The following is a 13,075-nucleotide window of genomic DNA, read 5'->3' on the forward strand; positions in this document are numbered from 1 at the left end:
CCCGTCATGAACAACGTCACCGATAATCGCTACATGACCGGCTTCGGCAACGAGTTCGCCACCGAGGCCGTGCCCGGCACGCTGCCGGTGGGGCAGAACTCGCCGCAGCGGGTGGCCCATGGGCTGTATGCCGAGCAGCTGACCGGCACCGCGTTCACCGCCCCGCGCGGCAGCAACCGCCGCAGCTGGCTGTACCGCATCCGCCCGGCGGTGGCGCACGGCGAGTTCGTTCCATTCGCCCAGCCGCGCCTGCACGGCGACTTCGGCCAGGGCGCGGTCTCGCCGAACCAGCTGCGCTGGAACCCGCTGCCGCTGCCCGAGGTGCCCACCGACTTCGTCGAGGGGCTGTTCACCATGGGCGGCAACGGCTCGCCCGACGCCCATGCCGGCGTCGCCATCCACCTGTACGCGGCCAACGCCGACATGCGCGGGCGCTATTTCTATGACGCCGACGGCGAACTGCTGATCGTGCCGCAGCTGGGCCGGCTGCGGCTGCTCACCGAACTGGGCGTGATCGAGATCGAACCGCAGCAGATCGCGGTGATCCCGCGCGGCGTGCGCTTCCGCGTCGAGCTGCCCGACGGTCAGGCCCGCGGCTACGTGTGCGAGAACTTCGGCGCGCTGTTGAAACTGCCCGACCTGGGACCGATCGGCAGCAACGGCCTGGCCAATCCGCGCGACTTCGAGACGCCGCAGGCCGCGTACGAGGACCTGCAGGGCGGGTTCGAACTGGTCGCCAAGTTCTGCGGCCAGCTGTGGCGCGCCGACATCGACCACTCGCCGCTGGATGTGGTCGGCTGGCACGGCAACTACGCGCCGTACCGCTACGACCTGCGCCGCTTCAACACCATCGGCTCGATCAGCTTCGACCATCCGGACCCGTCGATCTTCCTGGTACTGCATTCGCCCAGCGACACGCCCGGCACCAGCAACATGGATTTCGCCATCTTCCCGCCGCGCTGGCTGGTGGCGCAGCACACCTTCCGCCCGCCGTGGTTCCACCGCAACATCGCCAGCGAGTTCATGGGCCTGATCCACGGCGCCTACGACGCCAAGGCCGAGGGCTTCGTCCCCGGCGGCGCCTCGCTGCACAACTGCATGAGCGGCCACGGCCCGGACGCGGCCACGTTCGAGAAGGCATCCAACGCCGACCTGGGCAGGCCGGACGTGATCGCCGACACCATGGCCTTCATGTTCGAGACCCGCGGTGTGATCCGCCCCACCGCGCAGGCGATGGACGCGGCGCACCGCCAGCGCGACTACCAGGCCTGTTGGGGCGGGTTGGAAAGGCACTTCCCGGGCTGAGCCGGGCGCTCAACCGCAAGGCGGCTTTGGCTGTGGAGAGCTCCGGATCCTTCGGCCGGTGGCGCGCGTCGTTGGGCATGGTGCTGTTGCCAATGATGATGGTGGCTGGTGACGTTGCCGCCGTCTTTGTCATTGGTCTGTTCATAAATGTGAAAGAGTCGAAACGCGGGCGTGGTCCCGCGAGGCGGGTTTGTGGGGTCTGGACCATGCGTTGACTTCCCGTTGGCGGGTTGCTGAAAAGCTGCCAACGATCCATGCCACCCGTGTGGCCCCCTTCCGATCGACGTGCCCGGGATGTTGAAAGTTTGGCCCGGCCAACCTCCTGCTCGATCATGGGAGGCCGGTCGTGCCGGCCAACGGTGGTCGCCGTCCTGCCCCTGGCAATGCGACGGGAGCCGCCCGCCCTGTCCGGTTTCCCGTCCTTGCCCGGCGCGGGCCGCAATCCTCTTTTGTGCGCAGATTGGCTGCCGTGATGCAAGGCCGCTTCGGCATGGATTTGCCTCTTTGTTTAACTCCGCTTTAATTTTTTGCCAAGGGTGGATAGCATCGGTCGCGGCCTTGCCGAGTTTTGGTGTCCCTTTTGACGCCACCGGAGGGTTGACCCCCCAGCGGATCAATGTACGACCCACTTAGGAGAGAGAGATGAGACTCAAGAGAAGCAAGCTGCGCGATGCAATCATCGTATCGCTGGCTGTCGGTACCTTCACGGCCGCTGGCATGAGTGCCGCGATGGCACAGGACGCAGGCCAGACCGACTCCCAGGCTACCAATCTCGACACCGTCACCGTCACCGGCTCGCGCATCAAGAGCCAGACAATGACCGAATCGGCGCCGGTCATGGAAATCAGTGCCGAGGAATTCAAGCAGTTCGGCGCCACCACGGTCGAAGACCTGGTCAACCAGTACCCACAGGTTGACCTGAATTTCGACAACTTCGCCAACAACGGTTCCTACGGCCATGCCTACGTCTCCCTGCGCAAGCTCGGGCCGGAGCGCACGCTGACCCTCGTCAACGGCCGCCGCCTGCCGGCCAGCCGCAACGAAATCACCGACACCTCGATCATCCCGGCCGCATTGATCAAGCGCGTGGACATCCTGACCGGCGGTGCTTCGGCAATCTATGGCGCGGACGCCGTGGCCGGCGTGGTCAACTTCGTGCTCGACGATAAGTTCGAGGGCGTCAGCCTCAACTACGGCTATTCCGCCTACCAGCACAACAACGACAACAAGGCCCTGCAGGAACTCAACGAAGAGGCCGGCTTCCCCTATCCGACGGGAAATTCCGGCTTCGACGGCATCAGCCGCAACGCCGATCTCGTCATCGGCAGCAGCTTCGCCGGCAACCGCGGCCACGCTGTGGGCTGGCTGACCTGGCGCGAAAACGACGCCCTGTATCAGGGCCAGCGTGACTACTCGGCCTGTTCGGTGTGGTACGACTGGCCGGAGTGCGGTGGCTCCGGCACTGCCAACCCGGGTCGCTTCACCGTCAACGAATACGCCAATGGCGCGGTGGTTCCGTGGCCCACCGGCACCAACGCCAACTACGTCTACAACGGCAGCGGCTACGAGAACGGCCTGCCGATCTACAACTACGCGCCGATCAACTTCTACCAGCGCCCGGACAAGCGCGTGACTGCCGGCTTCGCCGCCAGCTATGAAATCAACGACAACTTCACGCCCTACATCGAGGCGATGTTCCTCGAGCGTCGTTCGGAAATGCAGATCGCCGAGTCCGGCGCGTTCGGCGTGCCGGTCAACATGGACTGCACCAACCCGCTGATCGGCAGCCTCTGCGCCGACGCCGGCGTCACCACCGACCAGGCCCGCATCACCCTGTGGAAGCGCAACGTGGAAGGCGGCCCGCGCATCCACCTGAGCGATGACAGCACCTACCGCTTCACCGCCGGTGTGAAGGGCATGATTCTCGACTCGTCGTGGACGTACGACATCTCGGGCGTGACCGGCCGCACCAAGACCATCGACATCGGCAAGAACGACTTCCTGATCACCCGCATCGCCTCCGCCGCGACGGGCTGCAACGACCCGGTCTACGGCACCTTCCCGGGCTGCACGCTGTGGGATATCTGGAACGACAACATCTCCACGGAAGCGGCCGACGCGATGGCCGGCACCAGCTTCAGCATCTACAAGACCAGCTATACCGCGTTGTCGGCGGAAGCCAACGGCTACCTCGGCTGGGCCTTCCCGTCGGCCGATGGCGAAGAAATCGCGCTGGCCGTGGGTGTGGAGCGTCGCGACTACTCCTACCGGACCGAGTACGACGGTGACTCCGCTGCGGGCAACTTCGCCGGTGCCGGTGCTGCCGACCTGCCGGTGGATGCTTCCAACTCGGTGACCGACTACTTCGTCGAAGCCGCGCTGCCGGTCTTCGTGGGCTCGGGTTCGGTCTTCAACCGTTTCGACGCCTCGCTGGGCTATCGTTATTCGGATGACGACACCTCCGGCTCCAACGACACCTACAAGGTGGGCCTGAGCGGCCTGTTCTGGGACAGCAAGCTGCTGGTACGCGCCGGTTACAACCGTGCCGTGCGTGCGCCGAGCCTGAACGACATGTACTACACCCAGCGCATTGCCCTGAACGCAGGCGGTGCCGACCTCTGCGCCGGCCCGTCGCCCAGCTACACGGCCGCGCAATGCGCCCTGACTGGCCTGCCGACCTCGGTGTACGGCAACGTGCCGGCCAACCCGGCCAACCAGTACTACAACGTGACCGGCGGCAATCCCGACCTGAAGCCGGAAGTGGCCGATACCTGGAGCGTCGGCTTCGCGGTCGAACCGATCAAGGATTTGAACATCGCGCTGGACTGGTACAACATCAAGATCAAGGATGCGATCGGCGGCATCGGCTACAACACCATCCAGATCCTCTGCATGGAGCAGGGCCTGTACTGCGACCGGATCAAGCGTGACGCGCGCTCGGGCGACTACGATCTGTGGATCGGCATGGCTTCGGATCCGGAGTCCGGCCACATCGTCAACCTGCCGGACAACATCGGCATAGACGAGCGTTCCGGTATCGACCTGAGCGTGAGCTACGGTTTCGACCTCGGCCCGGGCCGCTTGAACACCAGCCTGGTGGGCAACTATGTCCTGAAGGAATACACCCAGACACTGGCTGCCGAGTCGAGCACCGGTTACGAGTGCCGTGGCCTGGTCAACGACTCCTACCTCTGCCAGGCACCGAAGTGGCGTCACATCGCCTCGGCGCGGTACTCGTGGGATCGCTACTCGGTCAACCTGCGTTGGCGCTTCATCAACGGCATGGACTACAAGGACGTGGATGGCTCCCGCTTCACCCAGGACGATCGGGTCATCTGGATCGACAATGGCGTGCCTTCCTACAGCTACTTCGACCTGAGCGGCAGCGTGAGCATCGGCCCGGCGCTGGTGTCGGTGGGCGTGAACAACCTGTTCGACAAGGAGCCGCCGTTCGTGGGTGACAGCGGCCTTGCCGCCAACGCCAATGCCCTGGGTGGTTACGACCAGGTGGGCCGTTACATCTTCGGCAGCGTCACCGTGAAGTTCTGATAGAAGCAACGCGTTTCAAGGCAACAAAAAGGCGGCGGGCTTCGCCCCGCCGCCTTTTTTCCACCGGCCTGCACAACCGCCGGGGAACTGCCTGGGTGCGTGCTGCCCGGCCTGTGCAGGCAGTCGGCCTGCCGCAAACGGCAGGGCCAGCCTCAGCCTTCCCGGTCTTCCCGGCCCAGCGGCTTGTCATCCAGTTCGCGCATGAAATCCTTCGCCGCTTTTGCGCGCGCCTCCCACTGCTCCGGCGTGAAACACACCCTCTTTTTCATCCGGCTGCCGGTGACATCCTCGTAGTGGCACACCTTGTTGTCCTTCTTGCCACGCTTGGCTTGTGCGGCCGGCTGCTCCATCGGTGCGACGTCCTGCGTCTGAGTAGGACCCGGCTGCGTCGCATCCTGCGCCGCCACGTTTCCGGCGGCCAACAACCCGATGGTCGCCACTACGGCGAACGGCAGGTAACGGATGCGCCGCCGTCGCAGTGCAGACGCGATGGGCAGGCGGGTGGAGCGAATGGAATCGACGTGCATGGTGGCCTCTTGGGTGGGATGGAACACCCGCCACGATATGGCGGAATGGTTCGATATTGCGCCCAGTGACGCGTGAAAGTCATATGCTTCGAGTGGGTGGGGCGAGCTCGATGCGTCGCAAGCACCGATGGTGCCGATCCAATGACTGTTCACAGATGTTAGTTCCGTACGGTGCGAGTAGGTGTGCATCGACTGGATCAAGCTGTGCCACAAGCGGCATCGACGTGAGTGGATGGTTAGACCCGCGCTTGTGGTCAACGCTGAACTTCTGCCGGAGCCAATCGTTGATGCCTTGAGAGGATCTGATGTGGTAGTGAAAATCCAGCCAGATCATGCCCATGTCTTGGCGGATTTAGAAGCGATAAGTCGCGTTTTATTGCCCTGGCGAAACGAGACATGAGGATGCCCCAGTGCTGCTTGGCATCCATTCTTACTTTTTGCGGCTGCTAACACAAAAGCTCGACTACTTCTTCGGTTGCACATCAAAAGCGATGGTCAGCCGCGATTGGGGATCGTCGAACGGCACGGTGCCATGCCACATGCAGGAGGGGAACAGTGCGAGGTGGCCGGGTTTGGGCTGGATGACACGGCGTGGCGGCAGGGCCAGTCCCAGGTCTTCCAGTGGTTGCCCGAACTGAATCCATCCGGCGCGGGATGCGCCATTGGATGCAAGCACGCTGTCGGGCAGTGCGACGTAGAAGGCCGAACTGGCCCAGCCCTTGGAATGGATGTGATTGGCATGACGCCCGGATGCCCTGAGCTTCACCGACCACGAGCCGACGAAATGCACGCTGTGCTGTTTGCGTGACAGGAACGGGTGCGTCGCGTCGTCCGGCAGCGTTGCCAGCCAGTTTTCGACGGCCATGCGCAGGGTGGTCTCCGCTGCGCGGATGACTGCATCGTCGCGCCCGAACAGTTGGCCTGCGGTCTGTGTGCCACCACGCACACTCTGGTTCACCGGTTCGCGGGTGGCGCTGTGCAGGGTGTTCAGCGTGGCGGCCAGTGTCTGCAGGAAAGCAGGCACGTCATCGAAACCCGGCGGTGGCGCGATTTCGGCATAGCCCACCAGGCGGTCGTAATCGAACAGCCAGTGTTCGCGTTCGTCGCCGGCCAGCCGCCATGCCGTGCCGAGGTGGCTCCAGCCTTCCTGGTTGTGCGGGTCGAGCGTTACCGCTTTTTCCGAACAGCTTGCGGCCAGATCGAAACGTTGCGTGCGGAATGCGTGCCGTGCGCGGGCATTGAGGAAGTCCGGCAGGGCACCCAACTCGCTGCGCGCCGCCGATGCATACAAGGCGGCGGCCTGCTCGTGTTGTTGCAGTGCGTCCAGCGCTTCGGCGGCAAACCAGTCCAGCACGGCGTTGCCGGGTTCGCGCCGGCGCAGCAGGTGCAGTACGGCGAGGGCTTCGTCGGCGTGTTTGGTTGCCACCAGCATTCGCGCGAAAGCCAGTTGCAATGCGCGGTTGTCCGGCTGAGCCCGTGCCGCGATACGGAATTCGCCGAGCGGGTCTTCGCCGGGCGCAAGCTCCGCGCCGTTCTCCCACAGCAGGTTGCCCAGTGTTTCGTGGGCCGGCGCATGGCTCGGGTGTTGGGCGACGAGCCTGCGCGCACCGGCCAGCGCTTCGGCCGGGCGGCCCGCGTCGGCCAGCACGCCGTTGATGGCATCCTGCAATTCAGGTGCGCTGATGCCGCGCTGCTGCAGCAATCTTTCCGCGCTCCGGTACGCGGCAAGCGCCTCGTCGATGCGCCCCAGCAGGCGCAACACAGCCCCAAGATCGACCCATGCCGAAGGTTGTTCCGGCGACAACGCCAGCGCCTTGCGCAGCACCGGTTCGGCCGCGTCCAGTTGGCCCTGCGCACGCAGCGCCTTGCCGTGTTTGGCGAGGGACAGGCCGTAATTGCGTGACACCATGGCATTGCCCGGCAGCAGGGCCAGTGCGCGTTCGAACGCGGCATCGGCCTGCGTCTGACGACCGTTGTCGGCAAGGCACATGCCCAGCAACTGCCACGCGTCGGCGGCCTGTGGCGCCTGTTGGGCGAGGGCTTCGGCGATGGGCAACGCCTGCGCACATTGCCCCGATTGCAACAGCTCCAGCGCCTGCTTGAAGTGCTGCGCCTGCGTCAGGTTCAACGGCTGGTTGCGCGGCGCAGGCATCGTGCGCTCAGCGTGCGCGGCGCACGCTCAGGCGCACGCCGGCGGGCGTCACCAGCATGTAGCCGCCGATCAGGCCCTTGCGCACCTGCACGGTGTCGCCGGCTTGCACGTGGCCGCTGCTGCGCGATTCAGTCTGCTGCCAGACCTGCCCGTTTTCGAGCATGAAACTGCGCTGCCCGCCACGGCCGTGGTCAACCCGGATGACCCGGCTTTCGATGCGCTCCGGGTCGGCCTGTGCGGGCGTTTGCCCGGGATTGAGCAGTGTTTCGCGCGGCTTGTTCAGGCCGAAATCGGCCTGCGCCTTTTCCGCCACCGCCGCGTTCACGGCTGGTGGTGGTGGGAATGCCTTGTCGTAGCAGGCCAGTCGTCCGGCGGGTTCGGCCACGTTGGCACAGGCATGGGTGGCCTGTTGTGCCGCCAGTGGCGGTGCGAACAGGCACAGCAGCAGCGGCAGCAGGTGGCGCATAGGCATCGTCGGTTCGGCGGGAGGGGGCAGCATAACCTGCACAGCTCACGCGCCGTCGCTGGTGGTGCGCCAGTCGCGCATCGCGTTGGAAAGCGCCTTCACCATCTCGCGTTCGGCCAGGCTGAGTAGCGGATTCCACACATCGAACATCAGGATCACGCGCAGCGCGGTGCCGTCGTTGCGAGCCTCGTGTTCGATGGTGTCGTCGAACACCCAGCACTTGCCTTCCTGCCATTGCCGCCAGTCGTGGCCGACGCGGTAATGGCAACCATCCGGCACCACCAGCGGCAGGTGCGCCACCAGCCGCGCGTTGGTTTCACCGGTGTGCGGCGGGATGTGCGCGCCCGGGGCCAGTGCGGAGAACATCGCGTTCGGACACAGGCCGGCAAGTTCCACAGTATCCACCAGCGCCAATGCTTCGGCGGTGCGCGGGCATCGAGCCAGGTGTTCCTGCACCGGCTCGCCATGTGCGTACAGGTGGAAGCCGCTCCAGTTGCGCGAATGATTGAGCTTGTCCCACTGGTTGACCGGCGTGCCCGGCGGGTACTGAATGTACGGCACGAACTCGGCTTCGCGGCGCACGATCATGTCCTGCAATTCGGCCTTGATCGCGTCGGTTTGTGCTTCCAGTTCGCGCATCCACGGGAACAGGGCGTCGTCGTAGAACGTGAGTGCCGGCAGGCGCGGCACGTGCAACTGGTTGCAGTTGGAGTGGTAGGGCTTGCTCTTGCCGGCGAGGATGGATACCGCCTCGTCCCAGCGGCTGCCCAGCGCGGCGTCCACGGCCGAGCGTTGCGAGCCGGTCTGGTGCTGCAAAAAAGCGGCGATTTCCTCGGTGTCCCGCGCCACGGCGTCCTGTGCGTGTTGCAGGCGGGCCTGCAATGCGCGCGGCCATTGCTCCGGCGGCGGTGCCACTTTCAGCACGTCGCGGAATACCGCAGCGGCGGCGCGGGAGCGCTTCTGCCGTTCGAGGAATTCGCCGCGGGCCAACAGGCCCGGCAGGAAATACGGGTCGATGTCGAGTGCGGCGATGATTGCGGCCCACTCCCGATCGGGGTGGTGCGTTTCGCGATGGACGCGGGCGATGCTCAGCGGAATCATCGGGTCGCCCGGCGCGCGCGTGCGTGCCTGCTCCAGCAGTTCCAGCGCGCCGGCCGAATCGCCACGCTGGAATGCGTGTACGCCGAGACTGAAAAGGGCTTGCACGTGGCCGGGGTCTTGCGCCCGCACCTGCGCCCACAGGCGCTCGGCCTCCTGCCAGCGGCCGGCCGCCGCCGCCGCTCCCGCCGCGTTCACCAGTCCAGCCAAGGAGGCGCTCATCTGTCGGTCCCAGGCGCGCCCACGTGACGCGACGGCGCATTCTAGAGCATTTTCGCCTTATCTATTTACATATCCGCAGGCCGCGAAGTAGCTGCCGCACTCGGCCGGCGTGATGGTGTCGATCAGCCGCTTGGTTTCGTTCCAGAGTGCATCGACTGTCCTTGCAGCCGCCTTGCGCAGGACTGCCTTGAGCACGGAGAACAGCTTCTCGATCGGGTTGAGGTCGGGCGAGCAAGGCGGCAGATAGCGCGAGGTGGCGCCTGTAGCTTCAGTGCCCTCCCGAGACGCGTCGCACCGCCAGCGCGGCAACTTCGCACCGCCGGCCTAGGTGTGGGGTTTCAATAGGTTGTTCTCCTCTGACCGGAGGGAGAAGCTGATGCCGCCAGGCAGACAGTTTCATTCCGCGAGGGCACAACATGCACGAGAATGCGCGCCTGACAGCCATGGGGCTTCAACGCTTGCAGGCCGGGCAACGGGTAGCCGGGGCGGCCCAGGCTTTGGAGATTCTGAGCCGATGGTGCGCAAGTGGTGGCGGTGCTTCCAGCAGGGCGAGGATCTGGAGAGCCGCAGCAATCGGCCGTGACATAGCCCCAGGGCAGTGCTGGCCGAACGCCGTGCCCAGATCGAGGCCCTGCACCGGCAACGCCGTACCGGGCGCCTGATGGCATGCGAGGTGGGAGTCTCGGCCGCGACTGTGTCGCGGGTGCTGCACGGAGCCGGCTTGAGCCGTTGGCGCGAGTTGGAACCGCAACCGCCCGTGCCAGGCCTCACGGCAGCGCCGCGCGCGATGACTGGCTCCACCACTACAGTTGGCGCCGCCCGCACACTGCCTTGGGCGGCAAGCCGCCTATCTCCGGACTGGTGTTCAGCCGAAACAACCTGTTGAAGCTCCAAACCTAGGCCGGCACGCCCCCGGGCAGCGGCGGCAAAGTCGCCGCCAGCGCTTCGGGCAGCGCCTCGCGCACGCGCGCATGCACGCGCTGCGCGTAGCCGGCCGAGGTCATCTCCGGCAGCCGCGACAGCGCCTGCCGCAGCGCAACGACGGTCTCGGCATCGCCGCGCGCCAGCCGCAGCTGGCGGTGCAGCGCCGCGGCCGCGGCATGGCGCTGCAGCTGCAGGATGTCGAGCAGGTACATCTTCGCCGCCACCAGCGAGCGCCGCCGTTCGCCGGTTGGCGCGGCTGGCGGCGCAGCGGCCGCGGGCGGGCCGGCATCGGCGGGCGGAAACGGCTGCGCTTCCGCTTCCGGCGCAGGCGCGGTGCTCAGGTAACCGCCCTGGATCAGCTGGATCACCATCGCCGGCGCATCGGCGCCGACCAGCCGGGTCAGTTCGGCCACGTCGCGATGGCCGTCGCACAGGATCAGCAGTCGTCGCTGGCGCATGTCCAGCGGCGCGCGATGGGCCTGCAGCGCGGAGTGGGCGAGTTCGGTCTTGCGCGGTTGCATGGAGGGAGAAGGCGAAGGCGCTGGCACCAGCATTGCCCCGGGCGATGAAACCCGGGTGACAGCGGCCCCCGCTGCGTTCGCGATGCCACCACGACGGTGGCGCTAGACTCGCCTCCGGACACGGCAAAGAGGGAGCGGCGATGAAGGCGATGACTGGATTGTCGATGGGACTGGCGCTGGCGCTGGTGGCCTGCGGCCGGACACCGGCTCCACCACCGGCGGCGGAGAGTGCCGCCACCGGGACGGAACGGGCGGGCGACGAGGCGCCGCCGACGATGCCGCAGGAGGAAGCCGGCAACCGGGCGCTGGCCAGGCTCGATGGCTACGGGCCGCTGCGTTTCGGCGACGACGTCGCGCAGGTGCGCGATGCCTGGCAGGGCGAACTGAACGGGCCGGACGACGCGGGCGCGGGCTGCATCCATCTCAGCCCGGCCACGACCCGCCTGCCGCGCGAGCTGGCTTTCATGGTCGAGGGCGGTCGTTTCGTGCGCTACGACATCGGCACTGCCGTCCCGGCGGCGCCGGGCGGTGGCCGGGTCGGCATGCCGCTGCAGGAACTGCAGGAGCTGTACCCCGATCGCGCCGAGCTGCTGCCGCACAAGTACGTCGAGGGCGGGCACAACCTGCGGGTGGCACCGGCCGCGGCCGGCGAGGGCGTGCTCAATTTCGAGATCGGCAGCGATGGCAGGGTCAGCGCCTGGCGTGCCGGGCTGCCGCCGCAGGTCGACTACGTCGAAGGCTGCTCGTGAGCGCCGGCGGCGGCCGCAGCGCCTAGAATCTCCGTTTCGACGCCACGAAGGGGAAGCACATGCTGGGCGCAATCGGATGGTTCCTGCTGGGGTTGCTGCTGCTGGCGCTGGGCGGCGATTCCATCGTCAAGGCCGCGTCGGGGCTGGCTCAGCGTTTCGGCGCCTCGCCGTTCGTGGCCGGGTTGCTGCTGGTGGCCTTCGGCACCTCGCTGCCGGAGCTGGCAGTCAACGCACGCGCGTTCTTCGTCGGCAGCGAGGAACTGGCGCTGGGCAATGCGGTCGGCAGCAACATCGCCAATATCGGCCTGACCCTGGGCGCGGCCGCGCTCGCCGCGCCGTTGCTGGTGCGGGCCCGGTTGCTGTCGCCGCTGCTGGTGCTGCTGGCGGTCGCGTCGCTGGCGTTGATCGTGTTCGGGCTGGACGGGGTGGTCGGCCGGGTCGAGGGCGGCGTGCTGCTGCTGGGCTTCGTCGCGGTGCTGGCGTTCGTGCTGCGGCGTGGCCGTGCCGAGGACGGCCAGGTGCAGGAGGCGATGGCCGCCTACGCCGTCACCCGCACCGTGCTCGGATTGAATCTGGTGCGGCTGCTGATCGCCGCCGCGCTGCTGTACTACGGCGCGCGCTGGGTGGTGCAGGCCGCGCCGGTGCTCGGCCAGGGCCTGGGGATGTCGCCGTTGCTGGTCGGCCTGCTGCCGGTGGCCATCGGCACCGCGCTGCCGGAAGTGGCCGCGGCCATTGCTGCTGCCCGTCGCGGGCAGGGCGACATGGTGCTGGGCCACGTGATCGGCTCGAGCCTGTTCAACCTGCTGGTGATCGTCGGCGGCATGGCCGTGCTGCGCCCGCTGCCGTTGCCCGAATCGTTCGTGAAGCTGGAACTGCCGGCGGCCATCGCCTTCGTGCTGGTGCTGTACCCGATGCTGCGCGGCGACCTGCAGGTCAGCCGGCGCGAAGGCGGCATCCTGCTGGTCGCCTTCCTGGCGTGGATCGGGCTGGAGCTGGCGCTGCTGGCCTGATGGATCGAACGCGGTGGCCGGCATGAACGTACTGGCGGAGCAGGCGTTCGAGTTCCTCTGGCACCTGTTGTTCGACGGCGAAGAGACCATCGAGCTCGACTGCGGCGTCGCATGGCAGGAGTCCTTGCCGGACTACTTGTCGCGGATGAGCGAAGAGGAGAAGCGGACGCTGTCGGAAGTGGCCGGGGCGAGATACCGGCGCCTGACCGCCGCAGCCGATGCGCATGGCCATACCCGCAGGACGCGGATGACCGGCGAGCAGCGGGAATTCCCCGGATCGCTGATCCCGGGCGGGCTCTTCGAGCGGTTCGGGCAGCTCGACCAGGGCATTCGAATCGGTGGCTACGGTGTTTACGCCATCGCTCCCGCAAGAGGCTTCTCGACAGCCGCATGGCCGGTCAGGCGGGAGCGGCTTCGCAACAGCACAAAGCGCTGGTCGCCCGGCGCTTGGAGCCGGCCGACGAGATCCGTTTTCGCCGCGCAGGCGGGAGCTGCTTCCCAACAAAAGCGCTTCGACCGCTGAAAGGCACCCCCGCAGGGACGCCGGCTATC

11 protein-coding genes and 1 pseudogene are annotated in these 13,075 nt (G+C 66.6%); 6 read left to right on the forward strand and 6 right to left on the reverse strand.

Annotated features, from left to right (window positions below; all coding sequences use genetic code 11):
* Window positions 1–6: 6 nt before the first annotated feature.
* Window positions 7–1,305, forward strand: a complete 1,299-nt coding sequence (hmgA, locus tag OK345_RS10225; RefSeq protein ID WP_265128028.1) for a homogentisate 1,2-dioxygenase — start codon at window positions 7–9, stop codon at window positions 1,303–1,305.
* Between the two features lie 642 nt (window positions 1,306–1,947).
* On the forward strand, window positions 1,948–4,854 hold the full coding sequence (locus OK345_RS10230) for a TonB-dependent receptor domain-containing protein (protein WP_265127872.1): 2,907 nt from the start codon (window positions 1,948–1,950) through the stop codon (window positions 4,852–4,854).
* A gap of 152 nt (window positions 4,855–5,006) precedes the next feature.
* Here the strand turns inward: OK345_RS10230 and OK345_RS10235 are convergent, their stop codons facing one another.
* From OK345_RS10235 to OK345_RS10255, 5 genes are all read right to left on the reverse strand, one after another.
* Window positions 5,007–5,381, reverse strand: coding sequence for a hypothetical protein (locus OK345_RS10235; protein WP_265127873.1), 375 nt, complete (start codon window positions 5,379–5,381; stop codon window positions 5,007–5,009).
* Between the two features lie 463 nt (window positions 5,382–5,844).
* The gene (locus tag OK345_RS10240; protein WP_265127874.1) at window positions 5,845–7,509 is read right to left on the reverse strand and encodes a tetratricopeptide repeat protein; all 1,665 of its coding nucleotides are present in this window, start codon (window positions 7,507–7,509) and stop codon (window positions 5,845–5,847) included.
* A 31-nt stretch (window positions 7,510–7,540) separates the two neighbouring features.
* Window positions 7,541–8,005 carry a type VI secretion protein gene (locus OK345_RS10245; RefSeq protein WP_265127875.1) on the reverse strand — a complete coding sequence of 155 codons (465 nt, stop codon included), beginning with the start codon at window positions 8,003–8,005 and terminating at the stop codon, window positions 7,541–7,543.
* A gap of 39 nt (window positions 8,006–8,044) precedes the next feature.
* The gene (locus OK345_RS10250; protein ID WP_265127876.1) at window positions 8,045–9,319 is read right to left on the reverse strand and encodes an aspartyl/asparaginyl beta-hydroxylase domain-containing protein; all 1,275 of its coding nucleotides are present in this window, start codon (window positions 9,317–9,319) and stop codon (window positions 8,045–8,047) included.
* Between the two features lie 57 nt (window positions 9,320–9,376).
* On the reverse strand, window positions 9,377–9,628 hold the full coding sequence (locus tag OK345_RS10255) for a transposase (protein ID WP_425510961.1): 252 nt from the start codon (window positions 9,626–9,628) through the stop codon (window positions 9,377–9,379).
* 292 nt (window positions 9,629–9,920) lie between these two features.
* On the opposite strand from OK345_RS10255, the pseudogene OK345_RS10260 reads away from it, so the two are divergent.
* Window positions 9,921–10,079, forward strand: a pseudogene (locus OK345_RS10260) (IS481 family transposase); the annotation flags it as partial.
* Window positions 10,080–10,215: 136 nt separating this feature from the next.
* Here OK345_RS10260 and OK345_RS10265 read toward each other — a convergent pair.
* A complete protein-coding gene (locus OK345_RS10265; protein WP_265127877.1) occupies window positions 10,216–10,764 on the reverse strand; it encodes a hypothetical protein in 549 nt (182 codons plus the stop codon).
* Between the two features lie 140 nt (window positions 10,765–10,904).
* Between OK345_RS10265 and OK345_RS10270 the strand changes: the two genes are divergently transcribed.
* From OK345_RS10270 to OK345_RS10280, 3 genes are read left to right on the forward strand one after another with little or no spacing between them, the layout of a single operon-like run.
* Window positions 10,905–11,513 (forward strand): lectin, encoded by a 609-nt coding sequence (locus OK345_RS10270; protein ID WP_265127878.1) that lies wholly within the window; start codon window positions 10,905–10,907, stop codon window positions 11,511–11,513.
* A 59-nt stretch (window positions 11,514–11,572) separates the two neighbouring features.
* Window positions 11,573–12,523: a calcium/sodium antiporter gene (locus OK345_RS10275; protein ID WP_265127879.1), complete on the forward strand. Its 951-nt coding sequence runs from the start codon at window positions 11,573–11,575 to the stop codon at window positions 12,521–12,523.
* 22 nt (window positions 12,524–12,545) lie between these two features.
* A complete protein-coding gene (locus tag OK345_RS10280) occupies window positions 12,546–13,046 on the forward strand; it encodes a hypothetical protein (RefSeq protein WP_265127880.1) in 501 nt (166 codons plus the stop codon).
* Window positions 13,047–13,075 lie beyond the last annotated feature (29 nt).

Origin of the sequence: Xanthomonas chitinilytica (assembly GCF_026107455.2) — a bacterium.
Taxonomy (GTDB): Bacteria; Pseudomonadota; Gammaproteobacteria; order Xanthomonadales; family Xanthomonadaceae; genus Stenotrophomonas; species Stenotrophomonas chitinilytica.

What these genes read in the sequence shown, in the direction of transcription:
- hmgA (WP_265128028.1), top strand. Translation starts at nt 7, where the DNA reads ATGAACAACGTCACCGATAATCGCTACATGACCGGCTTCGGCAACGAG.
- OK345_RS10230 (WP_265127872.1), top strand. Translation starts at nt 1,948, where the DNA reads ATGAGACTCAAGAGAAGCAAGCTGCGCGATGCAATCATCGTATCGCTG.
- OK345_RS10235 (WP_265127873.1), bottom strand. Translation starts at nt 5,381, where the DNA reads ATGCACGTCGATTCCATTCGCTCCACCCGCCTGCCCATCGCGTCTGCA.
- OK345_RS10245 (WP_265127875.1), bottom strand. Translation starts at nt 8,005, where the DNA reads ATGCCTATGCGCCACCTGCTGCCGCTGCTGCTGTGCCTGTTCGCACCG.
- OK345_RS10250 (WP_265127876.1), bottom strand. Translation starts at nt 9,319, where the DNA reads ATGAGCGCCTCCTTGGCTGGACTGGTGAACGCGGCGGGAGCGGCGGCG.
- OK345_RS10265 (WP_265127877.1), bottom strand. Translation starts at nt 10,764, where the DNA reads ATGCAACCGCGCAAGACCGAACTCGCCCACTCCGCGCTGCAGGCCCAT.
- OK345_RS10270 (WP_265127878.1), top strand. Translation starts at nt 10,905, where the DNA reads ATGAAGGCGATGACTGGATTGTCGATGGGACTGGCGCTGGCGCTGGTG.
- OK345_RS10275 (WP_265127879.1), top strand. Translation starts at nt 11,573, where the DNA reads ATGCTGGGCGCAATCGGATGGTTCCTGCTGGGGTTGCTGCTGCTGGCG.
- OK345_RS10280 (WP_265127880.1), top strand. Translation starts at nt 12,546, where the DNA reads ATGAACGTACTGGCGGAGCAGGCGTTCGAGTTCCTCTGGCACCTGTTG.